Source organism: Arthrobacter sp. PGP41, assembly GCF_002953935.1.
Classification (GTDB): Bacteria; Actinomycetota; Actinomycetes; order Actinomycetales; family Micrococcaceae; genus Arthrobacter.
Genome location: NZ_CP026514.1, coordinates 128,306 through 150,035 on the forward strand (window position 1 = coordinate 128,306; position 21,730 = coordinate 150,035).

Annotated in this window: 22 protein-coding genes; 11 read left to right on the top strand and 11 right to left on the bottom strand. The window is 66.4% G+C overall.

Annotation, left to right across the window (positions count from 1 at the left end; all coding sequences use genetic code 11):
• Together C3B78_RS00605 and C3B78_RS00610 are read right to left on the bottom strand one after the other, a co-directional pair.
• Positions 1–939, bottom strand: a complete 939-nt coding sequence (locus C3B78_RS00605) for a carbohydrate ABC transporter permease (RefSeq protein ID WP_104996348.1) — start codon at positions 937–939, stop codon at positions 1–3.
• Positions 936–2,267 (bottom strand): extracellular solute-binding protein, encoded by a 1,332-nt coding sequence (locus tag C3B78_RS00610; protein WP_104996349.1) that lies wholly within the window; start codon positions 2,265–2,267, stop codon positions 936–938. Before C3B78_RS00610 ends, C3B78_RS00605 begins: the two co-directional genes overlap by 4 nt.
• 230 nt (positions 2,268–2,497) lie before the next feature.
• Between C3B78_RS00610 and C3B78_RS00615 the strand changes: the two genes are divergently transcribed.
• On the top strand, positions 2,498–3,541 hold the full coding sequence (locus tag C3B78_RS00615) for a LacI family DNA-binding transcriptional regulator (protein ID WP_104996350.1): 1,044 nt from the start codon (positions 2,498–2,500) through the stop codon (positions 3,539–3,541).
• 42 nt (positions 3,542–3,583) lie between these two features.
• Here the strand turns inward: C3B78_RS00615 and C3B78_RS00620 are convergent, their stop codons facing one another.
• Together C3B78_RS00620 and C3B78_RS00625 are read right to left on the bottom strand one after the other, a co-directional pair.
• On the bottom strand, positions 3,584–4,690 hold the full coding sequence (locus tag C3B78_RS00620) for a GTP pyrophosphokinase (RefSeq protein ID WP_104996351.1): 1,107 nt from the start codon (positions 4,688–4,690) through the stop codon (positions 3,584–3,586).
• Positions 4,691–4,864: 174 nt separating this feature from the next.
• Positions 4,865–5,191 carry a GYD domain-containing protein gene (locus tag C3B78_RS00625; protein ID WP_104996352.1) on the bottom strand — a complete coding sequence of 109 codons (327 nt, stop codon included), beginning with the start codon at positions 5,189–5,191 and terminating at the stop codon, positions 4,865–4,867.
• Positions 5,192–5,309: 118 nt separating this feature from the next.
• On the opposite strand from C3B78_RS00625, the gene C3B78_RS00630 reads away from it, so the two are divergent.
• Positions 5,310–6,110: an alpha/beta hydrolase gene (locus C3B78_RS00630; RefSeq protein WP_104996353.1), complete on the top strand. Its 801-nt coding sequence runs from the start codon at positions 5,310–5,312 to the stop codon at positions 6,108–6,110.
• Positions 6,111–6,135: 25 nt separating this feature from the next.
• Here C3B78_RS00630 and C3B78_RS00635 read toward each other — a convergent pair whose 3' ends face one another.
• Positions 6,136–6,861 carry a GntR family transcriptional regulator gene (locus C3B78_RS00635; RefSeq protein ID WP_104996354.1) on the bottom strand — a complete coding sequence of 242 codons (726 nt, stop codon included), beginning with the start codon at positions 6,859–6,861 and terminating at the stop codon, positions 6,136–6,138.
• 149 nt (positions 6,862–7,010) lie between these two features.
• On the opposite strand from C3B78_RS00635, the gene C3B78_RS00640 reads away from it, so the two are divergent.
• The 7 genes from C3B78_RS00640 (at position 7,011) to C3B78_RS00670 (ending at position 14,794) form a co-directional block, all read left to right on the top strand.
• On the top strand, positions 7,011–8,393 hold the full coding sequence (locus C3B78_RS00640; protein WP_104996355.1) for an MFS transporter: 1,383 nt from the start codon (positions 7,011–7,013) through the stop codon (positions 8,391–8,393).
• Positions 8,390–9,427 (top strand): L-idonate 5-dehydrogenase, encoded by a 1,038-nt coding sequence (locus C3B78_RS00645; RefSeq protein ID WP_104996356.1) that lies wholly within the window; start codon positions 8,390–8,392, stop codon positions 9,425–9,427. The genes C3B78_RS00640 and C3B78_RS00645 overlap by 4 nt, the downstream gene beginning before the upstream one ends.
• Before the next feature lie 93 nt (positions 9,428–9,520).
• Entirely contained in the window at positions 9,521–10,732 is a 1,212-nt protein-coding gene (manD, locus tag C3B78_RS00650; protein WP_104996357.1) for a D-mannonate dehydratase ManD, read from the top strand.
• A gap of 35 nt (positions 10,733–10,767) precedes the next feature.
• On the top strand, positions 10,768–11,724 hold the full coding sequence (locus tag C3B78_RS00655; RefSeq protein WP_104999554.1) for a PfkB family carbohydrate kinase: 957 nt from the start codon (positions 10,768–10,770) through the stop codon (positions 11,722–11,724).
• 77 nt (positions 11,725–11,801) lie between these two features.
• Positions 11,802–13,181, top strand: coding sequence for a mannitol dehydrogenase family protein (locus C3B78_RS00660; RefSeq protein WP_267895236.1), 1,380 nt, complete (start codon positions 11,802–11,804; stop codon positions 13,179–13,181).
• Positions 13,174–13,797, top strand: a complete 624-nt coding sequence (gene eda / locus C3B78_RS00665) for a bifunctional 4-hydroxy-2-oxoglutarate aldolase/2-dehydro-3-deoxy-phosphogluconate aldolase (RefSeq protein WP_104996358.1) — start codon at positions 13,174–13,176, stop codon at positions 13,795–13,797. Before C3B78_RS00660 ends, eda begins: the two co-directional genes overlap by 8 nt.
• A gap of 55 nt (positions 13,798–13,852) precedes the next feature.
• Positions 13,853–14,794, top strand: a complete 942-nt coding sequence (locus C3B78_RS00670) for a carbohydrate kinase family protein (RefSeq protein ID WP_104999555.1) — start codon at positions 13,853–13,855, stop codon at positions 14,792–14,794.
• Positions 14,795–14,968: 174 nt separating this feature from the next.
• On the opposite strand, the gene C3B78_RS00675 is transcribed toward C3B78_RS00670, so the two are convergent.
• The 4 genes from C3B78_RS00675 to C3B78_RS00690 all read right to left on the bottom strand — a co-directional run bounded on the left by C3B78_RS00675 (position 14,969) and on the right by C3B78_RS00690 (position 18,317).
• Positions 14,969–16,150 carry an ABC transporter substrate-binding protein gene (locus C3B78_RS00675; protein ID WP_104996359.1) on the bottom strand — a complete coding sequence of 394 codons (1,182 nt, stop codon included), beginning with the start codon at positions 16,148–16,150 and terminating at the stop codon, positions 14,969–14,971.
• A 171-nt stretch (positions 16,151–16,321) separates the two neighbouring features.
• Positions 16,322–17,620 (bottom strand): Y-family DNA polymerase, encoded by a 1,299-nt coding sequence (locus tag C3B78_RS00680; RefSeq protein WP_442778251.1) that lies wholly within the window; start codon positions 17,618–17,620, stop codon positions 16,322–16,324.
• Positions 17,613–18,044: a LexA family protein gene (locus C3B78_RS00685; RefSeq protein WP_104996360.1), complete on the bottom strand. Its 432-nt coding sequence runs from the start codon at positions 18,042–18,044 to the stop codon at positions 17,613–17,615. The genes C3B78_RS00680 and C3B78_RS00685 overlap by 8 nt, the downstream gene beginning before the upstream one ends.
• 78 nt (positions 18,045–18,122) lie before the next feature.
• Positions 18,123–18,317: a three-helix bundle dimerization domain-containing protein gene (locus C3B78_RS00690; RefSeq protein WP_157239914.1), complete on the bottom strand. Its 195-nt coding sequence runs from the start codon at positions 18,315–18,317 to the stop codon at positions 18,123–18,125.
• Between the two features lie 311 nt (positions 18,318–18,628).
• Between C3B78_RS00690 and C3B78_RS20270 the strand changes: the two genes are divergently transcribed.
• Both C3B78_RS20270 and C3B78_RS20275 read left to right on the top strand, forming a co-directional pair.
• Positions 18,629–19,114, top strand: a complete 486-nt coding sequence (locus C3B78_RS20270; protein ID WP_324778320.1) for a hypothetical protein — start codon at positions 18,629–18,631, stop codon at positions 19,112–19,114.
• A 39-nt stretch (positions 19,115–19,153) separates the two neighbouring features.
• Positions 19,154–19,576: an endonuclease domain-containing protein gene (locus C3B78_RS20275; protein ID WP_324778321.1), complete on the top strand. Its 423-nt coding sequence runs from the start codon at positions 19,154–19,156 to the stop codon at positions 19,574–19,576.
• A gap of 18 nt (positions 19,577–19,594) precedes the next feature.
• On the opposite strand, the gene C3B78_RS00700 is transcribed toward C3B78_RS20275, so the two are convergent.
• Entirely contained in the window at positions 19,595–20,629 is a 1,035-nt protein-coding gene (locus tag C3B78_RS00700) for an AAA family ATPase (protein ID WP_104996362.1), read from the bottom strand.
• Between the two features lie 204 nt (positions 20,630–20,833).
• Positions 20,834–21,730, bottom strand: a complete 897-nt coding sequence (gene purU / locus C3B78_RS00705; RefSeq protein WP_104996363.1) for a formyltetrahydrofolate deformylase — start codon at positions 21,728–21,730, stop codon at positions 20,834–20,836.

Consider the following 21,730-nt stretch of genomic DNA (forward strand, 5'->3'; position numbering starts at 1 on the left):
CTACATACCTTCCAATTGGCTGCCCTGCTTGTCCTTGCCTCCAAGGCGCTGGAGGAACAAGGCGAGTGCAAGGCCGATGAGTACGAGAATGACGGCGATGACGCTGGCCGGGCCCATAAGGTTGGCCCGGAAGCCCCGCAGGTACATGTCCAGGGCCAGGATCCGTGTGGAGTTGCCCGGGCCGCCGCCGGTGAGGACGAAGATCAGGTCGAAGTACGTCAGGGACCCCACGACCATCAGGGTTGACGACGTGATGATGGTGTACTTCAACTGGGGGAGGGTGATGTGGAAGAACTGCTTGATGGTTCCTGCCCCGTCGATCTCGGCCGCTTCATAGAGCGACTTGGGAATCTGCCGTACTCCACCCTGGTAGATGAGGGTGTGGAACGGCACGAATTGCCAGGCGATCACAAAGATGACCAGCCCCAGGGCCAGGTGGGGGACACCCAGCCAGTCCTGCGCCAGGAAGGGCAGCCCCAACCCGGTGGCCAGGCCGAAGTTCGGATCCAGCAGGGCCTTGAAGGCGATGGCGACTGCTGCCGATGACAGCAGCAGCGGCAAGAAGTACAGCACGGCCAGGGCGGCCCGGTAGCGCTGGCTTCCCGCGGTGAAGACCCCCAACAGGAGGCTGATGGGCGTCTGGACCAGCCAGGAGGCGATCATGATCAGGAAGGTCAGTCCCAGGGCGTTGTACAGCCCGGGGTCCGCGAGCACGGAGAACCAGTTGCCGAGCCCTGCTGACCCGATGGCACCGATGCCGTCCCAGCTGGCGAAGCTCAGGATGAGGACGCCGGCCAGCGGGACGACGGCGAAGACCAGGAAGAAGAACAGAGCAGGAACTGTCAGCCACGCGAGGGCCGCATTCCGCTGTCCGCCTTGCCCAGCAACGGTTCTGGCGCCGGCCCCAGTCCTAGGGGCTGTGGAGACGGTGTTACTCATTTCCCGAGGGTGCCATTCATGTTCTCAGCGAACTGCTGCGGGGTGATGGACTTCAGGAACAGCTGGTCGATGTTGTTCAGCAGGGTTTCGGCGGCGGTGGGGCTTAGGGCCTGGTCCCAGGACTGCTGGAAGTTCGGGGCGTTCTTGGCCAGATCGTAGACGAAGTTCAGGAAGTCCTTGTCTGAGGATGTGTTGAGTTTGTCTTCGATGCCGTTGACGATCGGGACGGAGCCGGAATTGATGTAGGTATCGATGACCGTCTCGGTCAGGATCCCGTCTTTGAGGAACTTCTTCGCCGTCTCCTTTTCCTTATCTGTGGCCTTAGAGGAGATCGACATGTACGCGGCCGGGTTTCCCACGCCGTTCTTTGGGTCGCCCTTGCCGCCGGCAACGGTCGGGAACTGGACGAAGCCCAGTTTCCCGTTCTGGACGAAGTTCTGGCCGCCCTTCTTCATGGCGCCGTAGGTCCAGGAACCATGCAGCATCATGGCTGCCTTGCCTGTGAAGAGGAGTGCCTGGTCGGCGTTGGAGTCTGCGGCGATGGAGGAGAAGCCCTTGATGAATCCGTCGGCGGAGACGAGCTCCTGGATCTTGGTGCCGGTCTCGATCACTGCCGGATCCATCCAGGCATTGGGCTTGCCTTCGAAGATGGCGGTGAATACTTCGGCGCCCCCGATGCGGTCAAGCAGGTATTCAAGCCACATCATAGAGGTCCAACGCGACTGTCCACCGAGTGAGAAGGGAGCCACGCCCATGTCGTTGAAAGTCTTGACCAGAGACATGACGTCGTCCCAGGTCTTTGGCGGCTGGACGCCGGCCTTCTCGAACAGTTCCTTGTTATAGAACAGGACGATCGGGGCGACGTACTGGTTGGGCACGGCGTAGATCTTCCCGTTGACGGTGGCTGCGCCGAATGAGGCGGGGAAGAACTTCTTCTTCAGATCCGGATTGTCATTGAGCCAGCCGGTCAGGTCCTCTACCTGGTTGGCCTCGGCATACGTCTTCAGGGTGCCGCCGCCCCAGCCATAGATGATGGTGGGGGCCTGGCCGGCGCCGATGGCAGTTTTGATCTTCGTCTTGTAAGCGTCGTTCTGGAAGTATGTAACGGCGATCTTGTCGTCCGGGTTTGCCGAACTGAAGGTGTCCACGGCCTTCTGCATGGTGGTCTGGTTCGGCTCACCGGACAGGTACCACATGCTGGCGCCGCCAGCCGCGGCACTTGAGGTACCCGGTCCCGACGTCCCGCACGCGGTGGCAGTCATGGCGGCAAAGGGAGTAAGGGCAGCAAGCGCGAGGAAAGAGCGGCGGGAGGTCTGGGATTGCTTCATTGCTTCTCCATCTGAAATTGCTTCGTTGCAAAGGTTGAGGGTTCGTGAACGGTACAAGTTTCGAAATATTTCGAATCGGTGATTTAGGTCACGCTCTAAACTAAAGGCCACGATCATGGGAGTCAAGAGGCGTATGAAAGTTCTTTATGCCTACTTCGGGAGTTCCTTGACCAGGCGAGCGCGATTCTAGAGACTGTATTCACCGAAACTTTTCGAAAGGCTGCAAACCTATGGCACCGAAGATCGCTGAGCGGACGAGGCCAACGCTCGCCACCGTGGCCCGGCAGGCCGGTGTTTCTGCGCCTACGGTATCCAAGGTTGTTAACGGCCGCGAGGATGTGTCGCCGGAAACCCGGGCCCGCGTGCTTGCCGTCCTGGAGCAGGCCGGGTATCAGTCCCCGCTGCAGCGCCGTGCCGCCGGGGAGACCGGCACGGTGGTTGAGGTGGTCATCGATGTCCTCGATTCCGCGTACACCATCCAGGTGCTCAACGGCGTGCTGCAATCCGCGGCCGATGCCGATGTCGAGATTCTCGTCAGCGTCACCGGTCCGGCGAGCCAGGGCCGGCGCAGCCCCGAGCGCCGCGCACAGCGCATGATGGACGAGGGCAGGGCCGGAATGATCGTGGTGACGTCAGCCTTCAGCGAGACGCAACTGCACCCTTTCCGGCGCCGTCAGATTCCCGTCGTCGTGATTGATCCGCTGAACCCGCCCTCCGCTGACGTGGTCAGCATAGGTGCCACCAACTGGGCAGGCGGCAAGGCGGCCACGGAGCACCTGCTGGAGCTGGGGCACCGCCGCATCGCGTACATCGGCGGCATAGAGAAGGCCGAATGCAACCAGGCGCGGCTGCACGGCTACATGGCCGCGCTCATGGCGCACGGCGTGCCGGTGGACCCGCAGTACATCCATTCCGGCGGCAGTTTCCGCCGGGAGAGCGGCGTCAAAGGCCTGAAGGCGCTGATCGAGCTGGACAAGCTTCCGACGGCGATCTTTGCCGGCAGCGACACCATCGCCCTAGGCATTCTCGGCGAAGCAGGCCGGCTCGGTATCCGGGTTCCCGACGAGCTAAGCCTTATCGGTTTTGACGGTACAAACCAGGGCGAGGAGTCCGTGCCGTCGTTGAGCTCCGTAGCCCAGCCGCTGGAGGAGATGGGGCGGGCAGCGCTTCGGTCTGTGCTGCGCCAGGCACGGGGGGAAGTCCTGGATTCGCACCGCGTTGAGCTGGCCACGCATCTGATAGTCCGCGATTCCACGGCGCCGCCCGCGGCCTGAGCTGCGGGGTGCCCGGCGCCAAGCCCCGGCGCGCGCCGCGCCCTACTTTTTCGTCAGCCTGTAGCGCTCGATCTGCCTCAACCGCCGCAGCAGGCTGTCCCGCCGGGGGTGCGGTACGGCGTCGGCCGCTTCTGCGGTGAGGTCGATGTGCCTGGTGCCGTACTGCCACAGCAGCAGGTCGTCGAGCAGCCGGTCGGGCCCGGGGGAATAGCGGTGGTCCAAGGCTTTGCGGACCTCGGTGATGCGGTTGGCGCTGAGGAGCCCGGCCAGCTGCATGGTCTGGTTCAGGCCGTGGGCTGCGAGGAGTTCGGCGGCCCAGCCCCAGTCGTCGTCCACCTTGCGGTCAACGTGGGGGAGCAGGGTGCGCCAGACGTCGCGGATCCGGTTGGGTGTCAGCGGAGCAGCACCTTCGCCGTCGGCGTCCCAGAAACTGCGGACTTCCTCGTAGCGCTCGTGCAGGTCGGCGAACGCGGTTTCCACTGTTTCCAGCATGGCTGCGGTGGCGGTGAACTGCCGGTCGAAGTGGGGTGTCCAGGCCCGCGGGTCCTCGGCCTTGAACCGGATGTCATGCTCGATCTCGCTCCACGCGTGGGCGAAAATGGTCCGGATCTGGCATTCGAAGAAGTAGCTGCCGTTGGGCACGGCATCCGGGTTGAAGACCGACTGGTACTCCTTGACGGCCTCGTTCTGGATGGTGCGCAGGATCAGGTGCCGGCTGGAGTATCCGTAGGTGCCCGATTCAATGGAGCCGATGTCCTTTTCCCGGTCCCCGCGGCAGTCGAAGAGCTGCCGCTGGTGTTTGATGATGTTGGCCACCAGGGCATTCTCTGCGGGCAGTTTGGTGATCACGCGGATGCCCACCATGTCATTCAGGGTCCGGAACGGGTCCGGGAACTTGAGGGCAGGGGGCGCGCCAGGCTCCAAGGGTTCCTCGATCCGGGAGATCTTCTCCTTGAACGATTCCACGGTCTTGGTGCGGCCCGTGACGAACAGGGGCGTGACCTCGGAGTCCTTCAGCATGTCCCGAAGGGTCAGCAGGACGTCGCGGGTGACCAGCTTCAGGGCAGGGCGGACCCGCTCATAGATCTCCACGTTCTGCTCCACGGATTCGCGGAGGCTCGCGTCCAGGCTGTCCCAATGACTCGGCATGGTTCCAGCTTACGGCGGAGGCCCGGTCGTGATCCGCGCACCGCCTTCGCGCCATCATTATGTTGCCTGGTGCCGGCTTGCGATTCCATCGAGTGCTCCGTACCTGCCGTTTTCACGTCCCAAAAGGGCCGGTACGGAGCACTCGATGAAGGGGAGGCGTGCCCGGTGGGGTTCTCAGGCGCCCGGAGGCTGGTATTTGATCTCGGCCGCCTTCTGCAGGGCCTCCATGGTCTCTTCGACGCTCATCAGCACCGTGGTTTGGAACGAACTCAGGGCCCCGCCCCCGCTGATGGCCAGTGCCACCGCCGCCATGGACACGTTGTCCGGCGCCTCCCAGAGGTTGTAGCCATCGTGGCTGCCGAAGGCGTACCAGAACCCATGGAGCTTTCCGCCCACCGATTCGATGTACGCCTGCGCGGCTTTCCGCCGGTCCTCCGGGTTGTTGATCAACCGGCCCCAGGTCTCCGGCGTGTAGCTGAACCTTGACAGATAGAGCGGCATTTTCCCATCCTTTCGGTCGGTGGCGCGGGGTAAGGTCCACCCAGAATGGCACTGTGCTGTCCGCCCGGCAACGGCCTGTGCTGAGGCCCGGCAATGCACTGCGCGGTACGCTCGGCAGATGGCAACGCGGCATAGGTATTACTACGGCGATGACCCCAGCCAGTGGGGCGAGCTGTTCCTTCCCGGGCAGCCAAGAGCCGCCGCCCGCCGCGGCGTGGTGGTGGTGATCCACGGCGGCTACTGGCGGTCGAAGTACGGTGCCGGCCTGGGGGAGCCGCTGGCCGGGGACCTTGCCGGGCACGGGTTTGCCGCCTGGAACCTCGAGTACCGCCGGGCGGGCAACGGCGGGGGCTGGCCGCACACTTTCTCGGACATCCTTGCGGGCATCGACAAACTGCAGGAGCTCGCAGGGCCCCACGCCCTGGACTTGGCCAACGTGGTGGCCCTGGGCCATTCCGCCGGCGGCCATCTCGCAGTGTGGGCGGCGGGCCGGGACCGCCTGGGCCGGCTGGGGCTGGAGGCCGAGCACCGCGAGGCCCGTGGCAGCCGCGACGGCGTCCGCCTCACCGGTGTGGTCAGCCAGTCCGGCGTGCTCAACCTCGCGGCAGCGGAGGATCTGAACCTCAGCGATGGTGCGGTGGCCAACCTGCTGGGCGGGCCGTCGTCGGACTTTCCCGGCCGGCACAGGTACGCGGACCCGATGGCCGCGCTGCCGCTCAGCGTCCCCGTCTACGCCGTGCATGCAACGGACGACGCCGACGTGCCGCCGGGCATGTCAGTGTCCTATGTGGAGGCGGCCAGGTCCGGACCGGTCCCCGCGCAGCTGGTCATGGTGCCGGGGGACCACTTCGCGCTGATCAATCCCACAACGGAGGCGTACGCGAAGTGCCGGGAGCTGGTGGGGGAGCTGCTCGGCTGAAACAGCGCGCTGCCGGCAGGCGGTGCTAACCCAGCCGCGCGACGCTCCGCCTGGTGGGGCGTGCTACGGCGCCGTCGGAAAAGAGCTCGGGGGTGGATTCCTGGATGCGCTGCACATCCTCGAAAACGCCGCGGAGGTGGAGTCGGAGGGAGCTGTCGGCATCCGCGAGGTTGTTGGCTTCCAAGGCGTCCACCACGGCCGTGTGCTGCTCAATCAGCGTGGACACCGGGCGGGTGTCCAGCAGGCTCAGGCGGCGGGCGCGGTCCAGATGCGCCTTGGCCGAATTGACGGCCGCCCAGGCCGATTCATGCCCCGCCAACCGCAGGAGCTCCCGGTGGAAGTCCTCGTCGAGCCGGAAGAATTCCTCCACATCGCCGTCGGCGTCAGCCCGGGACTGGGCTTTCAGGATGTCCCGGAGGCCCGCAAGGCCGGAGCTGTCCACTGCAAGGTCGCGGAGGGAGGCGCACTCAATGGCCTCGCGGACGAACTGGGCCTCCGAGACCCGCCCCAAATCCACCAGTGAAACAAAGGAACCGATCTGCGGGAAGACCTGCACCAGCCCCTCTTCGCGGAGCAGGATCAAGCTCTCGCGGACCGGCGTCCGGCTGACGCCCAGTTCCTGCGCCAGTTCATTCTCGGAGAGCGGCTCACCGGGCGGCAACTGAAGGGAGATGATGCGGCGGCGGATTGTCTCGAGCGTCTGGTCCCGCACGGAGAGCCGCGGTGCTGAGGATCTCTTTTCGGTTGCCATGACTCCAGTGTAATTGGTTGACACACTAGAATGGTAGTGCTTGTATGGTAGTGGTGACGGGGTCCTGCCGATCATATTTGCGATCCTCCGCCCCAGCTTCTTCCGTTCACTCTCCCCTTCGTTTTTCATCGCCTGCAAAGGAGCATCAGATGACTGAGAGCATCGCGCCGCCCACGACCAAGCCGGAAGCCAAACCCACCCGCGAACTGGCCAAAGTCGCCGTCTCCGGCTGGCTGGGGACGGCCATGGAGTTCATGGACTTCCAGCTGTACTCGCTGGCAGCCGCCATCGTGTTCAACAAGCTTTTCTTCCCCGATGTCAGCCCCGTCATCGGCCTCATCGCCGCCATGGCCACCTACGGCGTGGGCTATGTTGCCCGCCTGGCAGGCGCCGTCTACTTCGGCCGCATGGGTGACAGGATCGGCCGCAAAAAAGTCCTCTTCATCACCATCGCCCTGATGGGCGCCTCCACAACGCTGATCGGTGTCCTCCCCACCTACGCGATGATCGGCATCTGGGCCCCCATCCTCCTGGTGGCACTGCGCCTGGCCCAGGGCTTCGGTGCCGGTGCTGAGATCGCGGGCGCAACCGTGATGCTCGCAGAGTTCGCCCCGGCCCGCCGCCGCGGCCTCATCGCCTCCCTCGTCTGCCTGGGCACCAACTCCGGAACCCTCGCCGCCTCCGCTATCTGGGCCATCCTCGTGTCCACGCTGTCCGAAGCGGACCTGCTCAGCTGGGGCTGGCGCATCCCGTTCCTGTTCAGCTTCGTCCTGATGATCTTCGCCGTGTGGGTCCGCCACCACGTCAAGGAAAGCCCCGTCTTCGAGGAGCGGGCAGACGTCGTCGACGGCGTTGCGCTGTCCAAGCGCGAAATCGCCGCTGCCGAGGAACTGGCCAGGACCAGCACCATCGAGGCTGCGCTGCACCAGCGCAAGGGCAAGGCGTTCCTGATCGCCCTGGGCCTGCGCTTCGGCCAGGCAGGAAACTCCGGGCTGGTCCAGACCTTCCTGGTGGGCTACCTCGCCACCGTCCTCCTCGTCGATAAGAGCGTGGGCACCACCGCCATCATGTTCGGCTCCATCCTGGGCTTCCTGACCATCCCGGTCATGGGCATGCTCGGTGACCGCTTCGGCCGCCGGCCGCTCTATCTCGCCCTGAGCTCCCTCACCGCCCTGTTCGCCATTCCCATGATGCTGATGGTCACCAGCGGCAACACCGTCCTCATCACGGTCGCCATGGTCATCGGCCTAAACCTGGGCGTGCTCAGCCTCTTCGCCATGGAAAGCGTCACCATGGCCGAATTCTTCGGAGCCCGCACCCGCTTCACCCAGCTCGCCCTGGCCAAGGAAATCGGCGGCATCCTCGCCACCGCCATCGGCCCCCTGCTGGCAGCAACCCTCACCGCCATCACCGGCCACTGGTGGCCGCTGGCCGCGATGGTCATCGCCTACTCGCTGATCACCCTCATCTCGGCCTTTGTTGGACCCGAGGTCCGTGGTCGCGACATGGTCCGCCTGGAAGACGCCGTATGAAAGCCGTTGTCGTCCACGGCGTCAATGATCTCCGCATCGACGAGCGGCCGGAACCCGTTGCCGGCCCCGGGGAAGTAGTGCTCGACGTCGAATGGGGCGGCATCTGCGGATCCGACCTTTCGTACTGGCGCCACGGTGCCTCGGGGACCGCGGCACTGAAGTCGCCGCTGGTCCTCGGCCACGAGGTTGCCGGACGCATCGCCCAGCTCGGTGCCGGCGTCGTCAACCTGGAAGTTGGCCAGCCGGTCACCGTCCACCCCGCGGAACTCGTGGGGGACGGCACCATGCCGGAACGCCTCACCGGCCGCACCAACCTCTACCCGCAGATCCGGTACTTCGGATCCGCAGCCTTCGATCCGCACACGGACGGCGGCTTCAGCGAACGCAAGCTCGCCAAGGCGTCCCAGATCCGGGTGCTGCCCGACGGCGTGGACACGCTCCGCGGGGCACTGGCCGAACCGCTCGCCGTCGCCATGCATGCGGTCAGCCGCGCCGGTGACCTCACCGGCCGGGACGTCCTGGTCAACGGCGCCGGGCCTATCGGCTCCCTGGTGGTGGCAGCCGCCAAGTACGCGGGAGCCAGGACCGTCATTGCCGCCGACATCAGCGATGCTGCCCTGAAGATCGCCGCGGCCATGGGCGCCGACGAGGTCCGCAACGTCTCCACCGGCGGAAGCCTGCCGGCGGACATGGAGCTCGTCTTCGAGGCGTCCGGCATCCCCGCCGTGCTGGGCGGAGTCCTCCGCGCCACGGCCCGTGGCGGGACCCTGGTCCAGGTGGGGAACCTTCCGGGTGCCCCGGCCCCGGCTGCCCTGGGGGACCTGGTCACCCGGGAGATCACCTGGGTCGGCTCCTACCGCTTTGTGGATGAAATCACCGATGCGCTCCGCGCCATGGCCGGTGGCCTGGACGTATCCCCGGTCATCACCCATAAGTTCGGCATCGACCAGGCAGCCGAGGCCATGCGGGTCTTCGGCGATCCGACCTCCGGCAGCAGCAAGGTCATGCTCAACCTCACCCCGCCTACGGCCTGACCCAACTAAGTAGCAGTAAGTGTCGTTTTGAGGGCTCAAAACGACACTTACTGCGACCTACATTTCCGCTCAACACACCTGAAGGACCAACCAGTGAAGATCACCGACGCACGGGTAGTGGTTTCGTCGCCCGGACGAAATTACGTCACGCTCGTTATCGAAACCGAGGACGGTATCACCGGCATCGGCGACGCCACCCTTAACGGGCGCGAGCTGGCTGTGGCGTCCTACCTGTCAGAGCACCTGTGCCCGCTGCTGATCGGCCGCGATGCGCGCCGGATCGAGGACGCCTGGCAGTACTTCTACAAGGGCGCCTACTGGCGCCGCGGACCGGTGACCATGACCGCGATCGCCGCCATCGACGTCGCGCTGTGGGACATCAAGGGCAAGGCCGCCGGCATGCCGGTCTACGAACTCCTCGGCGGTGCGGCCCGCGAGGGCGTTATGGTATACGGGCACGCCAGCGGGTCCAGCCTCGAGGACCTCAGCGCCGACTTCCAGCACCACCTGGACCTCGGCTACAAGGCAATCCGCGCCCAGGCCGCTGTACCCGGGCTGGAGAAGACCTATGGCATCGCCCCCGTGGACGGCAAGCTTTACGAGCCTGCCAGCGGCAACGTGCCCCAGGAAGACATGTGGGAGACGACGGCGTACCTGGACTTCGCGCCGAAGATGATGGCCCATGTGCGCGAAGAGTTCGGTTACGGCGTGCACGTCCTGCACGACGTCCACCACCGGCTGTCCCCGATCGAGGCGGGCCGTTTAGGCGCCTCGCTGGAGCAGTACCGGCCGTTCTGGATCGAGGACCCGACGCCGGCCGAAGACCAGTCGGCGTTCCGCCTGATCCGCCAGCACACCACCACGCCCGTCGCCGTGGGTGAGGTCCTCAACTCCATCTGGGACTGCCAGCAGCTGATCACCGAACGGCTGATCGACTACATCCGCACCTCGGTTTCACACGCCGGCGGCATCACCCACCTGCGCCGGATCTTCTCCCTCGCAGACCTCTACGGCGTGCGCTCGGGCTCGCACGGCGCGGGCGACCTCTCGCCCGCCTCCTTCGCCGCTGCCCTCCACGTGGACATGAGCATCCCCAACTTCGGCATCCAGGAATACATGGGCCACCGGGAGCCCGCCAACGAGGTGTTCAGCACGTCCTACACCTTCAGTGACGGCTACATGCATCCAGGGGACGCGCCCGGCATCGGCGTAGAGTTCAACGAGGAAGCCGCCGCCCGGTTTCCGTTCGACCCCAAATACCTGCCCGTCAACCGGCGGCTCGATGGATCGGTGCATGACTGGTGAGTGAGGCAGTGCAGCAACAGTTCGACGTACTGGTGATGGGCGAGATCCTCGTCGAGGTGGCCACCGACCAGGCCTTCGGCCACGGCGTGCCGGCGCAGCTTGGCATCTCGGGTGACGCGCTTAACGTTGCGGCGTCGGCCGCGGCGGCCGGCGCCCGCGTGGGCCTGCTCGCGGTCCTGACCGACGACGACCTTGGCCGCGCCATCGCCGCCCGGATCGTGGAACTCGGCGTTTCCCCGGAGCTGCTCAGGTTCCGGCCGGGACAGCAGGGCGTGTACCTGGTGCACTGCGACCCGGACGGGCAGCGGGAGTTTTCCTACGCACGCAGCGGCAGCGTCGGGTCCACGCTGGGGCCGGACGACGTGGACCCCGCAGTCTTTTCGGCCGCGGGCGCCGTGGTGGCCGGCGGCATCGCCTGCGCCATTTCGACGACGGCGCGCGCCGCCGTCGTCAAGGCCGCCTCCGTGGCCCAACGCTTTGTCTTCGATCCCAACTTCCGCCCCCGGCTCACGTCCGTGGAGGATGCGACGGCGGCCCTGCTGCAGCTCGCGCCCCGTGCGTTCCTGGTCACCCCCTCCTTCCCCGGCGAGACGGGCGCCCTCCTGGGCACCTCCACCCCGACCGAGGCCGCCGCGCGGCTGCGCGGCCTTGGTGCCCGGAACGTCGCGGTCACCTGCGGCGCGGACGGAATCCAGCTTGACGGTGAGGGCCGGGACGGCGCAGCCGAAACCGCCTGGATCGACTCCATTCCGGCCCCCGCCGTGGTGGACCAGACCGGCGCCGGAGACGCTTTCGTAGGCACCCTGACCGCACGGATGATCCTCGGGGACGGCTTCGCCGAGGCCGCCCGTTGCGGCGCCGCCGCGGCATCGCTGGTGGTTGGCGGCAAGGGAGGCACCGGGTTCATCCCCACGCTGGAACAGACCCGGGCCCACGCAGCGGGATCTCCCGCCCGCCTTGCCCGCGAAGGAGCAGCGCCATCACACGCCTGAATGCCGCGGCCCTCCCCGCGCACGGCAAGCACCGCGCACCCCTGGCAGGCTCTCCCATCAGCCCCGGCATCGTCCACCTGGGCCTCGGCGCTTTCGCCCGCGCCCACACCGCAGTGTTCACCGAGGACGCCATGCTCGCCACCGGCTCAGCGGACTGGGGAATCATCGGGGTGACCCAGCGCTCGGACACCGTGGCACGCCAGCTGGCACCGCAGGACGGGCTGTTCTCCGTGGCGGAACGGGGCACTGGCGCCGCTCCGCTGCGCGTGGTCTCAAGCATCGTGGAGGCCATTTCCGGGAAGGACCGGCCGGATGCAGTGGTGGACCGGATCGCAGCCGAAACCACCAAGGTAGTGACGCTGACGGTCACCGAAAAGGGCTACCGCATCGACCCGCACACCGGCTCGCTCAACACCGCCGACGAGCAGGTTGCGGCGGACCTCGCCGGCAGGCCGCCGCTCACCGCCGTCGGACAGATAGCCCGTGGCATCCAGAAGCGCGCCCGTTCCGGGGGCGGTCCGCTGACCGTCGTCTCCTGCGACAACCTCCCCGGCAACGGTGAGCTGACCGGCAACCTGGTGCGGGCATTTGCCGGGGCCCTTCCGGACGCGGAGTCCGCGCCGCTGCTCGCCTGGCTGGGGCAAAACGTCACGTTCCCCAACACGATGGTGGACCGGATGGTGCCCGCCACCACGGAAGGTGACCTGGCCGCCGTCGAACGTGACCTGGGACTCCGGGACGAGGCCGCCGTGGTGGCTGAACCCTTTATGCAGTGGGTGATCGAGGACAAATTCGCGGCGGAGCGCCCCGCCTGGGAGCGCGCCGGCGCGCTGTTCAGTGAGGACGTCGCGGCCTGGGAGGCAGCCAAGCTGCGGCTGCTGAATGCGAGCCACTCGATGCTTGCATACCTGGGCCTGGCAACGGGCAAGGCGACCATCAGCGGCGCCGTGGGGGAGGACGCCTTCCGGACTGCCTGCCGCCTGATGATGGCTGATGACGCGCTCCCCACCATCAGCCTTCCAGCCGGCCTGGACGGCGACGAATACTGCGGCCAGGTGCTTGAACGGTTCGCCAACCCGGCGCTGGGCCACACAACGGCCAAAGTGGGCAGTGACGGGTCGCAAAAGATCGGCTTGCGGCTGCTGACCACCGTGAACACAAACCTTGAAACCGGCCGCGAACCGCGCTGGGCTGCGCTTGCCGTCGCTGCGTGGATGCACCACGTGGCCTCGACCCCGGCGTCGGAGCTGAACGATCCCCTCGCCGCGGAACTCCAGGCGGCCCTGCCGGCCGGACGCACGGCGGAAGCCGTTGTCCCTGCGCTGCTGGGCATGCGGAGCATCTTCGATCCGGCGCTCGCAGCCAACACCACCTTCGCGGACCTGCTGACGCACTGGTACCGCACCATCGACATCGACGGGCTGGACGGCCTGAGAAAAGAGATCATCCATGGCTGACGCAACCAGCGTCCTGCACGTTTCACCGGTCATCCCGGTGGTCACCATCGCCGACCCGCAGCACGCCGTTCCGGTGGCGCGGGCACTGGCCGACGGCGGGGTCCGGATCATCGAGCTCACGCTGCGGACCGGCAGCGCCCTTGAGTCGATGAAGCGCATCGCCGCTGAAGTGCCGGAGATCCTGCTGGGTGCCGGAACCATCCTTACCCCGGCCCAGGCCGATGCCGCCGTGGCCGCAGGTGCGCAGTTCCTGGTCAGCCCGGGAGTGACGCGTTCCCTGCTGGACCACATGCTGCAGCTTGGCGTGCCGGTGCTGCCCGGCGTGGCCACGGTCGGCGAAGTGATGGCCGTCCTGGAGCGCGGACTCAGCGCCATGAAGTTCTTCCCGGCCGGCCCGGCGGGCGGACCGAAATACCTCGCGGCCATCGGCGCGCCGATCCCGGAGGTGCAGTTCTGCCCCACCGGCGGGGTGAGCCTGGAATCCGCCCCCGGGTATCTGTCCCTGCCCAACGTCACCTGCGTGGGCGGCAGCTGGCTCACACCGCGGGCCGCGGTTGAGGGCGAATACTGGGCGGAGATCACCCGGCTGGCACGGGGAGCGGCTGCACTGGGCTAAGCGTCATCGTGCTTAGCAACGTGCCGGTTAGCCTCTCCTCTGGCAGAGTATGAGCATGCTCACAGTTATAGGCGAAGGCCTCGTCGACGTTGTCCAGCGCGCCTCCGGAATCGAAGCCCACGTGGGCGGCAGTCCCCTGAATGTCGCAGTGGGCCTGGCCCGCCTCGACCACCCGGTGCAGTTCATCGGCCGGTACGGCCGGGACGCCTATGGTGATTCCGTCGCGGCGCACCTGCGCGCCAGTTCCGTGATGCTTCCCATGGGGCCGGACGACCTGCCCACCAGCGTGGCCACCGCGCTGATTGACGACGACGGCGCCGCCACCTACACGTTCGACCTCACCTGGCAGCTTCCCGGCATCGCCGACCGGCTCGCGTTCATGCTGCAGGGAACCACCCTGCTGCACACGGGGTCCATTGCCACGATGCTGGCGCCGGGCGCCACCGAGGTGCTTGCCGCCGTCGAATTCGCCCACCCGCACGCCACCATCAGCTTCGACCCCAACTGCCGGCCCAGCATCATCACCGATGTGGATTACGCGCGCCGCCACGCGGAGAAGTTCGTGTCCCTGGCGGACGTTGTGAAGGCGTCCGATGAGGACCTCGCCTGGCTCTACCCGGACCTTGACGTGCTGGACGCCGCGCGCCGCTGGCTGTCCCTGGGCGGGGAGGAAGGGCCGGCGCTGGTGGTGGTCACGCGCGGAGCAGACGGGCCGTGGGGTGTGTGCCGGGCGGGCGAAGCCCAGGTGGAGGCTCCCAAGGTTGAGGTGGCGGATACCGTGGGCGCCGGTGACTCGTTCATGGCGGCGCTGCTCTCCGGCCTGGTGGACCGCGGCCTGGACGGAGCCCAGAACCGGAAGGACCTGCGCGAACTCCCGGCGGAGGGACTGGAGGGACTCCTGGCCCATGCGGCGAAGGCGGCGGCTGTTACGGTGTCCCGGCCGGGCGCGAACCCGCCCACGCGGGCTGAGTTGAACGGGGCGCCTGCTGAGGGGTAGCCAGGCTAGTTCGGCTGCTCCGATGCGACGCTCTCTCACTTAACGCGCTTAAATGGCCAGCGCTCTCTCATTTAATGCGCCTAAACCGCCAACGCTCTCTCCCTTTCTAAAGAAAAGTGAGAGAGCGTGCGGCCAGGATGGCGCATTAAGTGAGAGAGCGTGTTGGCTGGGGACCTATTCCTTGCCGAGCCCCGCGGCCGAGGTCTTATCGCCGGCGACGCCGTTGAGCGCCCGCAGGTCGAAGATGCCGTTGATGTCCGCCTGCTTAGTGGTTCCGGCGGTCACGCCGTCGGCCAGGAGCTTCTGGTAGGTTCCGGCCAGCGGGTCCACGGTGAACACGATGTTCTTCAGGGACCGGTCGATGACGTCGGGTTTCAGCTCGGCGCCCGCGGCTTCCTTGAGGGCGGCGTTGATGACGCTGGCCTTCTCGCCGTCGGCTGCTCCGTTCAGCCACTCGACCGACTTCACGTGCCCTTTCAGGAGGGCCTTCACTGTGTCCGGGTGGTCCGCGGCGAACTTCTGGTTCACGATCAGGATGGTGGTGGGGAACTCGCCCGGCTTGCCGGACAGCGCGCCGTCCCACAGGTCCTTTTCGTCCACCAGCACCTTGGCGCCGGCGGTCAGCACCAGGCGGGAGGCCCAGGGCTCGGGCAGCCACGCGCCGTCGAGCTTTCCGTCCTGGAACAGCTTCAGGGTCTGGGCGTTCTCCGTGGGGTTGATGGCAACGTCGCCGCTGCCGTCAACGTTGGTCTTGTAGCCCTGCGAAGCCAGCCAGGCGCGGAGGGCGACGTCCTGCGTGCCACCGAGCTGCGGGGAGGCGAGGGTCTTGCCCTTGAGGTCGGCGACGGAGTTGATGTCCGACTTGACCACCAGCTGGGCACCGCCGGCTGCAGCGCCGGCGATGATGTTGATCGACTCGCCGCCGCTCTTGACGAACGAGTTGATGGCCGGATTGGGGCCGATGTAGGTGGCGTCGATGGCGCCGGCATTAAGTGCCTCAATGGCTGCCGGCCCGGCGTTGAATACCTGGGTGCTGAGCTTGGTGTCGCCCAGTTCGCCGGCGATGTAGCCCTGGCTGACGCCCACCAGGGCGGGCGCGTGGGTGACGTTGCCGAAGTAGCCAAGCTTCAATTCGGCGGCGGGGTTCCCGGCGGGTGCGGTTTCCTGCACGGCAGCGGGAGTGCCGCCGCTGTTCACCGCCGCCGCGATGGCGGCGCCTCCGCCCAACAGGGCGAGCAGTGCAGCGCCGATGCCGATCTTCCTGCCGAGGGAGCGCTTGGGAGCGGCGGACTGTCCGGCCACGATGCGCGTGGAGGCGGGCTGGTTCCTGGGGCTCTTGTTCGAAGGGTCTGACATGGGAATTTCCTTTGCTGGGGGCGGATGCTGAGACGAGATTACGGAGCGCCCGGCAGCCCCACAATCATTCCCGTAGCGGGCGTTCACGGAAGGTCGCGAACGCTCAACAGGGCGTAGCGGGGCGTCAAGAAACGTCGCGGGGCGTCTTTGGGGCGGCCCCGGCAGGAGCGTCTACGCAGCCCTGACGAGGGGGAGCTCGTCCCAATGCGTCGTGTACCGGGGCGACCGCATGGTGCGCTTCATGGTCCAGTCCAGGCCGGACCTGATGCCGGCGTGCCCCAACCCGATGGAGGCCCGGCCAAAACGGTTGCTGACGTCTTCAAGCAGGGTGCCGATGTGGCGTTCCTCGTGCGGGTTCTCGAACAGTTCCAGCGGGGACTGGTTGCCGGAGGGGCGCAGGTCCGTGAGCATAAGCCCCACTTTGACGTACTTGAGGCCGTCCCGGATGGTGGGCAGCAGGGCGTGCGCCGCCTTGGTGAGCAGGAGCGGATCCGCCGTGGGCATCGGCAGTACGACGCACACCGACGGGTGGGCCTGTTCGTGCCCGCTGAAGGGGGACGTGCCAGCGGATGCGGTGAGGACTTTGGCCTGCAGCCCGTGATTCGCGAGCCGGGCGCTCGCATGCTGGCCGTAGACGCTGAGGACCTGCCGCAGCCCGGCCGCGGTGGTGACCGGAGCGGAGAAGGAGCGGGAAAAGATCAGCTGGTCCCGGCCGATGCGTTCCTCTTCCATGGGGATGCAGGGCGTGCCGTTCAGTTCCAGGACGGTGCGCATCACCACAACGGAGAACTTATCCCGGATGGCAACAGGGTGGGCCCGGCTGAGGTCCAGGATGGAGTGGATGCCGATGGCGTTCAGGCGCCTGGTCAGGCGCCCGGCGATGCCCCAGATCTCCTCCACGGGCAGGCGCCTCAGCAGTTCCTCCCGCAGGGGCGCCGGGACGCTGTCCCAGTGGCAGACCCCCGCAAACACGGGATTGTTCTTGGCCCACTTATTGGACAGCTTGGCCAGCGTTTTGGTGGGCGCAATCCCGACACACACCGGCACGCCAACGTTCCGGCGGACTATATCCTTCATGGTCCTGCCCAGCGCCAGCAGCTGCTCCGGGCTGCCCTTCACTCCGAGGAAGGCTTCGTCGATGCTGTAGACCTCAAGCCACGCGGAATACCTGGCCAGCAGTTCCATCACCCGGGCGCTGATGTCGCCATAGAGCTCATAGTTGCTGGACCTGGCCACCAAGCCCCATTCCTTGGCGCGGGGTGCGAGCTTGAACCAGGGCTCTCCCACGGCAATGCCTAAGGCTTTGGCTTCGGGGGAACGGGTCACCGCGCAGCCGTCGTTGTTGGACAGGACCACCAGCGGCTTGCCCTCCAGCGAGGGATCGAACGCGCGCTCGGCGGAGGCGTAGAAGCAGTTCACGTCCACATGGGCGATCTGCGGCATCTGCCGCATGAGGCCCGGCCTAGACATGGTGCAGGCACCTGGTTGCAACGCCCCAGATGGTCAGTTCGGACAGCGCCTGGACCCGGATATCCGGGTACCTCGGGTTCTCGGCCTGCAGCACCACCCCGGTCCCGGTGAGGCGCAGGCGCTTGACGGTCAGCTCGCCGTCCAGGACGGCGACGACGACGGATCCATCCTTGGGTTCCAGTGCCCGGTTCACGATCAGCTCATCCCCGTCGCTGATCCCCGCGCCTTCCATCGAGTCGCCGGTCACCCTGACAACGTAGGTGCTGGTGATGTCCTTGATCAGGTGGGCATTGAGATCGATCCGGCCATCGAAGTAGTCCTGTGCCGGTGACGGAAAGCCCGCGGCCACCGGCACGGGCGAGATCAGCACCGAGAATAATGAGACGCCCGCATCTATCACGCGGGGACCGACAATTACGCCCACAACACACCCTAATTCGAATATATGTTCGATCAGTTCAGTGTAGTCCCTGGCCCGGACAAAGCTTAAGAGCGATGTCCGCTAATGCTGGGTCAAACGGAGCCTTGCAGCCCGTTCCACCAGGACCGGCACGTAGTCCCGGATAGGGCCGTCATCGAGGACGCGGTGTTCTTCGGCGACCACGTTTTCAATGACGGAGCGCGGTTCCTCGGGGAAGCGCTCCGCCAGCCGATCGACAACAGCCATGAGGGCCCGCACTTCGGGTTCGTTTGTCATTCCCAAAGCTTCGGCCTGGCGGGGAGGAGAGTCAACCATCACTTAGTCGTCCCACGTCAGCGCCCTTTGGGTATCGTTCCTCGGATTCCGTTCTGTGCGGGTTCAGCCGGCGGCAGCCACCGGCCACGACTCGCGGACGGCCGACGGCGTGAACCTCGCCCCGGTGTTGGGGAAGCGTGATGTCGGTTTTTTGACAACGCTCTCTCACTTAATGTCGGTTTCGGGGCATCCCTCTCTCACCTCCCGCGCCGCGACGGCAGGCCTGTGGATAACTTCTGCAGCGTCCTGCCGTATCGGGGCACAATGCCAGCATGCGAAAGCAAGTCCTGCCCCTGCCGTTGGCAACGGCTCCCTTCACCTTCGGCGCTGCCCGGGCTTCCGGCGTCACCGTAAACCGGCTCCGGCGCAAGGATGTGATTAACGTGGGCCGCGGCCTCTACCGCCCTGTGGACTGGGACTTTGATTTGGAAGGCGCGGCCAGGGCGTTGTCGGCTGCGTCGCCGGGAGCCTGGATCTCCCATGTGACCGCCGCCCGGCTTCGCTGCCAGGTACTGCCTCCGTGGCTTGCTGATTCCACGGAACTGCATCTCAGCAAGCCGCGTTCGCTGCCATCAGTCCGCCGGAAGGGCGTGTTCGGCCATACCGTGCTGGCACGTGAAGACGAGATCGAACTTGTCGACGGCATCCGCCTGAGCACGCGGTCCCGCACCTGGCTCGACTTGGCACGCGTGCTGCCGCTCCATGACCTGGTCAGCATGGGTGACCAACTGGTCCGCGTCCCGCGGGTGGATTTCTAGGGGAGGACGGAGCCCTATGACACCATCGCGGGCCTTCGGATGCTGGTGGGCCGCCACCCGAATTTGCAAGGCGTCGTCCGCGCCCGTGAAGCGCTGGATCTGATCCGGGTGGGTGCAGACTCCGCGCCGGAAACGTTGCTTCGCTTGGCCATTGCCGACGCCGGGCTGCCGGAGCCCGGACTCCAGGTGCCGTTGCGCGCGGGAGACGCGCGGTCGCCGTCGGCCGATCTGGGCTACCGTCATCGCCGCCTTGCGATCCAGTACGACGGCGGACATCACCTCGGTGAGGCACAGATCCTCAGCGACAGGAGGCGGGACAAGGCCTTCGAATCCGCCGGCTGGACCGTCCTGGTCTTCGATAAGGACGATCTTGCGGACGAATTTCAGCGCGCAGTACAGAGGATTAAGCGGGCGCTCCGGAATAGCTGGCTTGATCACCCTCAGGCGTCCGGGTTCGCCTGACAGCCGCCGTAGATGCGGTCAGGCCAGCCAGCGCCACCAGCGTGGCTGTTCCGGTTCGGGCCTCGGTTCCGGTTCCGGCTCCTCGCCCAAGGCCAGCGCGGCCTCAACGATGTCGTCCGCGGTGAGCGTCATGACGGCCTCACGATCGAGCGCGTCGAGACTTTGTTCCTCGTCGCGCGACAGTCTCAGCGCCTGACGGTTGAGTGCCTGCTCGAACAGCGTGCGGGCGAACCGTGCATTACCGGAGTCCTCGCCCGCGTGGAGCCCGGTGAAGATGCGGCGCAGCATCTGGTCCGCACCCGGCTCCAGCCTGTACTCGTGCTGGGCCAGCATCCGGTGGAAGATCGTCTGTAGGGCGTCAACGGAGTAATCGGGGAACGTGATCTCGCGGGCGAACCTGGAGCGCAGTCCGGGGTTCGAGAGCAAGAAGGACTCCATCAGCCGCGGGTACCCGGCCACGATCACGACCAGGCGGTGGCGGTGGTCCTCCATCCGCTTGAGCAGGACCTCTATCGCCTCGGGGCCGAAGTCCATCCGGCCGTCCTCCGGGGCCAGTGCGTAGGCCTCGTCGATAAACAGGACGCCGTCCAGCGCACGCCGGATCACCCGGTCCGTTTTGATGGCGGTCGTGCCGACGTACTGCCCCACCAGGCCTGAACGGTCTACCTCGACCAGGTGTCCTTTCTGCAGCAGACCGACCGCGCGGTACATCTCGGCCAGGAGCCGCGCGACGGTGGTCTTGCCCGTGCCCGGGTTTCCGAGGAACACCAGATGCTGTGACGTGGCCACCTCCGGCAGGCCGTGCGCCTTACGGCGGGCCTGGACCTGGAGCAGTGCGACGAGCGCCCGCACCTGTTCCTTCACTGTCTCCAGCCCGACCAGCGCGTCGAGCTCGGCCTGCACCTCGGACAGCGGCCGGGCCGGCCCGGGCCTCGCAGCCATGAGATCGCCGACCAGGTCGTCGACGCGTTCCGAACCAGGCAGCTTGAGCTGATCGGCCAGACGGCCGATGGTTTCGCGCAGGTCGTCGAGCGGATTGCGGCTGGCAGCCATGCATCCACTGTAGTACTCGATTCCCGGCCGGGGAGGGGGCTCCCAGAACAGCTACGGCAATGATCCCCCAAGGTGAGAGAGGGTCGCCCGAAAACCCACATCAAGTGAGAGAGGGTCACCCGAAAACGCACATCAGGTGAGAGAGGGTCGCCCGAAAACCCGCGTTAAGTGAGAGAGCGTCGGGTGGGGAGGGCGGGTCAGCGGCTACCGCAGCACCACGGTGCGGTTGCCCTGCAGGATCACCCGGCCCTCGCAGTGCCACCGCACGGCGTTGGACAGGGCCTTGCACTCGGTGTCGCGGCCGGCGGCCACCAGGTCCTCGGGCCCGTAGGTGTGGTCCACCTCCACGGTCTGCTGCGAGATGATCGGGCCCTCATCCAGCTCACTGTTGACGTAGTGGGCCGTCGCACCAACGGTCTTCACACCGCGCGCGTACGCCTGGTGGTATGGCTTGGCGCCCTTGAAGCTGGGCAGGAACGAGTGGTGGATGTTGATGGCCTTGCCGTCGAGTTTGCGGGTGAGGTTGTCGCTGAGCACCTGCATGTAGCGGGCCAGCACCACGAGCTCCACGTCGAACTCGTCCACGAGCTCCAGCAGGCGCGCCTCGGCCGCAGGCTTGCTGTCGGGCGTGACGGGCACGTGGAAGAACGGGATCCCGTGCCACTCCACCAAAGCCTGGTGGTCGGTGTGGTTGGACACCACCGCCACCACGTCCACCGGCAGTTCGCCGATCCGCGCCCGGAACAGGAGGTCGTTGAGGCAGTGCCCGAACTTGGACACCATGATCAGCACCCGCCGCTTGGAACCGTGCGGCTCCAGCCGCCAGCGCATCCCAAAGCGCTCCGCAACGGGACCAAACGCGGTCCGCAGCGTGTCCGCGGTGGAGGCATCGCCGTCGGACGCAAAATGCACCCGCATGAAGAAGTGCCCTTCGGAACGCTCGCCGAACTGCTGGTTGTCGATGATGTCGCAGCCGTGCTCCAGGAGGAAGCCGGACACGGCGTGGACGATGCCCGGCGACTCGCTGCAGTCCAGCGTGAGGACATGCTCCACTGTGGTCACCGGCGTGGAAAGGGAAGTTTCAGTCTCAATGGCAGTCAT

Bases quoted from the DNA above. Each gene is read 5' to 3' on its own strand.
- C3B78_RS00605 (WP_104996348.1), bottom strand. From the start codon at position 939: ATGAGTAACACCGTCTCCACAGCCCCTAGGACTGGGGCCGGCGCCAGA.
- C3B78_RS00610 (WP_104996349.1), bottom strand. From the start codon at position 2,267: ATGAAGCAATCCCAGACCTCCCGCCGCTCTTTCCTCGCGCTTGCTGCC.
- C3B78_RS00615 (WP_104996350.1), top strand. From the start codon at position 2,498: ATGGCACCGAAGATCGCTGAGCGGACGAGGCCAACGCTCGCCACCGTG.
- C3B78_RS00620 (WP_104996351.1), bottom strand. From the start codon at position 4,690: ATGCCGAGTCATTGGGACAGCCTGGACGCGAGCCTCCGCGAATCCGTG.
- C3B78_RS00625 (WP_104996352.1), bottom strand. From the start codon at position 5,191: ATGCCGCTCTATCTGTCAAGGTTCAGCTACACGCCGGAGACCTGGGGC.
- C3B78_RS00630 (WP_104996353.1), top strand. From the start codon at position 5,310: ATGGCAACGCGGCATAGGTATTACTACGGCGATGACCCCAGCCAGTGG.
- C3B78_RS00635 (WP_104996354.1), bottom strand. From the start codon at position 6,861: ATGGCAACCGAAAAGAGATCCTCAGCACCGCGGCTCTCCGTGCGGGAC.
- C3B78_RS00640 (WP_104996355.1), top strand. From the start codon at position 7,011: ATGACTGAGAGCATCGCGCCGCCCACGACCAAGCCGGAAGCCAAACCC.
- C3B78_RS00645 (WP_104996356.1), top strand. From the start codon at position 8,390: ATGAAAGCCGTTGTCGTCCACGGCGTCAATGATCTCCGCATCGACGAG.
- C3B78_RS00655 (WP_104999554.1), top strand. From the start codon at position 10,768: ATGGGCGAGATCCTCGTCGAGGTGGCCACCGACCAGGCCTTCGGCCAC.
- eda (WP_104996358.1), top strand. From the start codon at position 13,174: ATGGCTGACGCAACCAGCGTCCTGCACGTTTCACCGGTCATCCCGGTG.
- C3B78_RS00670 (WP_104999555.1), top strand. From the start codon at position 13,853: ATGCTCACAGTTATAGGCGAAGGCCTCGTCGACGTTGTCCAGCGCGCC.
- C3B78_RS00675 (WP_104996359.1), bottom strand. From the start codon at position 16,150: ATGTCAGACCCTTCGAACAAGAGCCCCAGGAACCAGCCCGCCTCCACG.
- C3B78_RS00680 (WP_442778251.1), bottom strand. From the start codon at position 17,620: ATGTCTAGGCCGGGCCTCATGCGGCAGATGCCGCAGATCGCCCATGTG.
- C3B78_RS00690 (WP_157239914.1), bottom strand. From the start codon at position 18,317: ATGACAAACGAACCCGAAGTGCGGGCCCTCATGGCTGTTGTCGATCGG.
- C3B78_RS20270 (WP_324778320.1), top strand. From the start codon at position 18,629: ATGCGAAAGCAAGTCCTGCCCCTGCCGTTGGCAACGGCTCCCTTCACC.
- C3B78_RS20275 (WP_324778321.1), top strand. From the start codon at position 19,154: ATGCTGGTGGGCCGCCACCCGAATTTGCAAGGCGTCGTCCGCGCCCGT.
- C3B78_RS00700 (WP_104996362.1), bottom strand. From the start codon at position 20,629: ATGGCTGCCAGCCGCAATCCGCTCGACGACCTGCGCGAAACCATCGGC.
- purU (WP_104996363.1), bottom strand. From the start codon at position 21,730: ATGACTGCCATTGAGACTGAAACTTCCCTTTCCACGCCGGTGACCACA.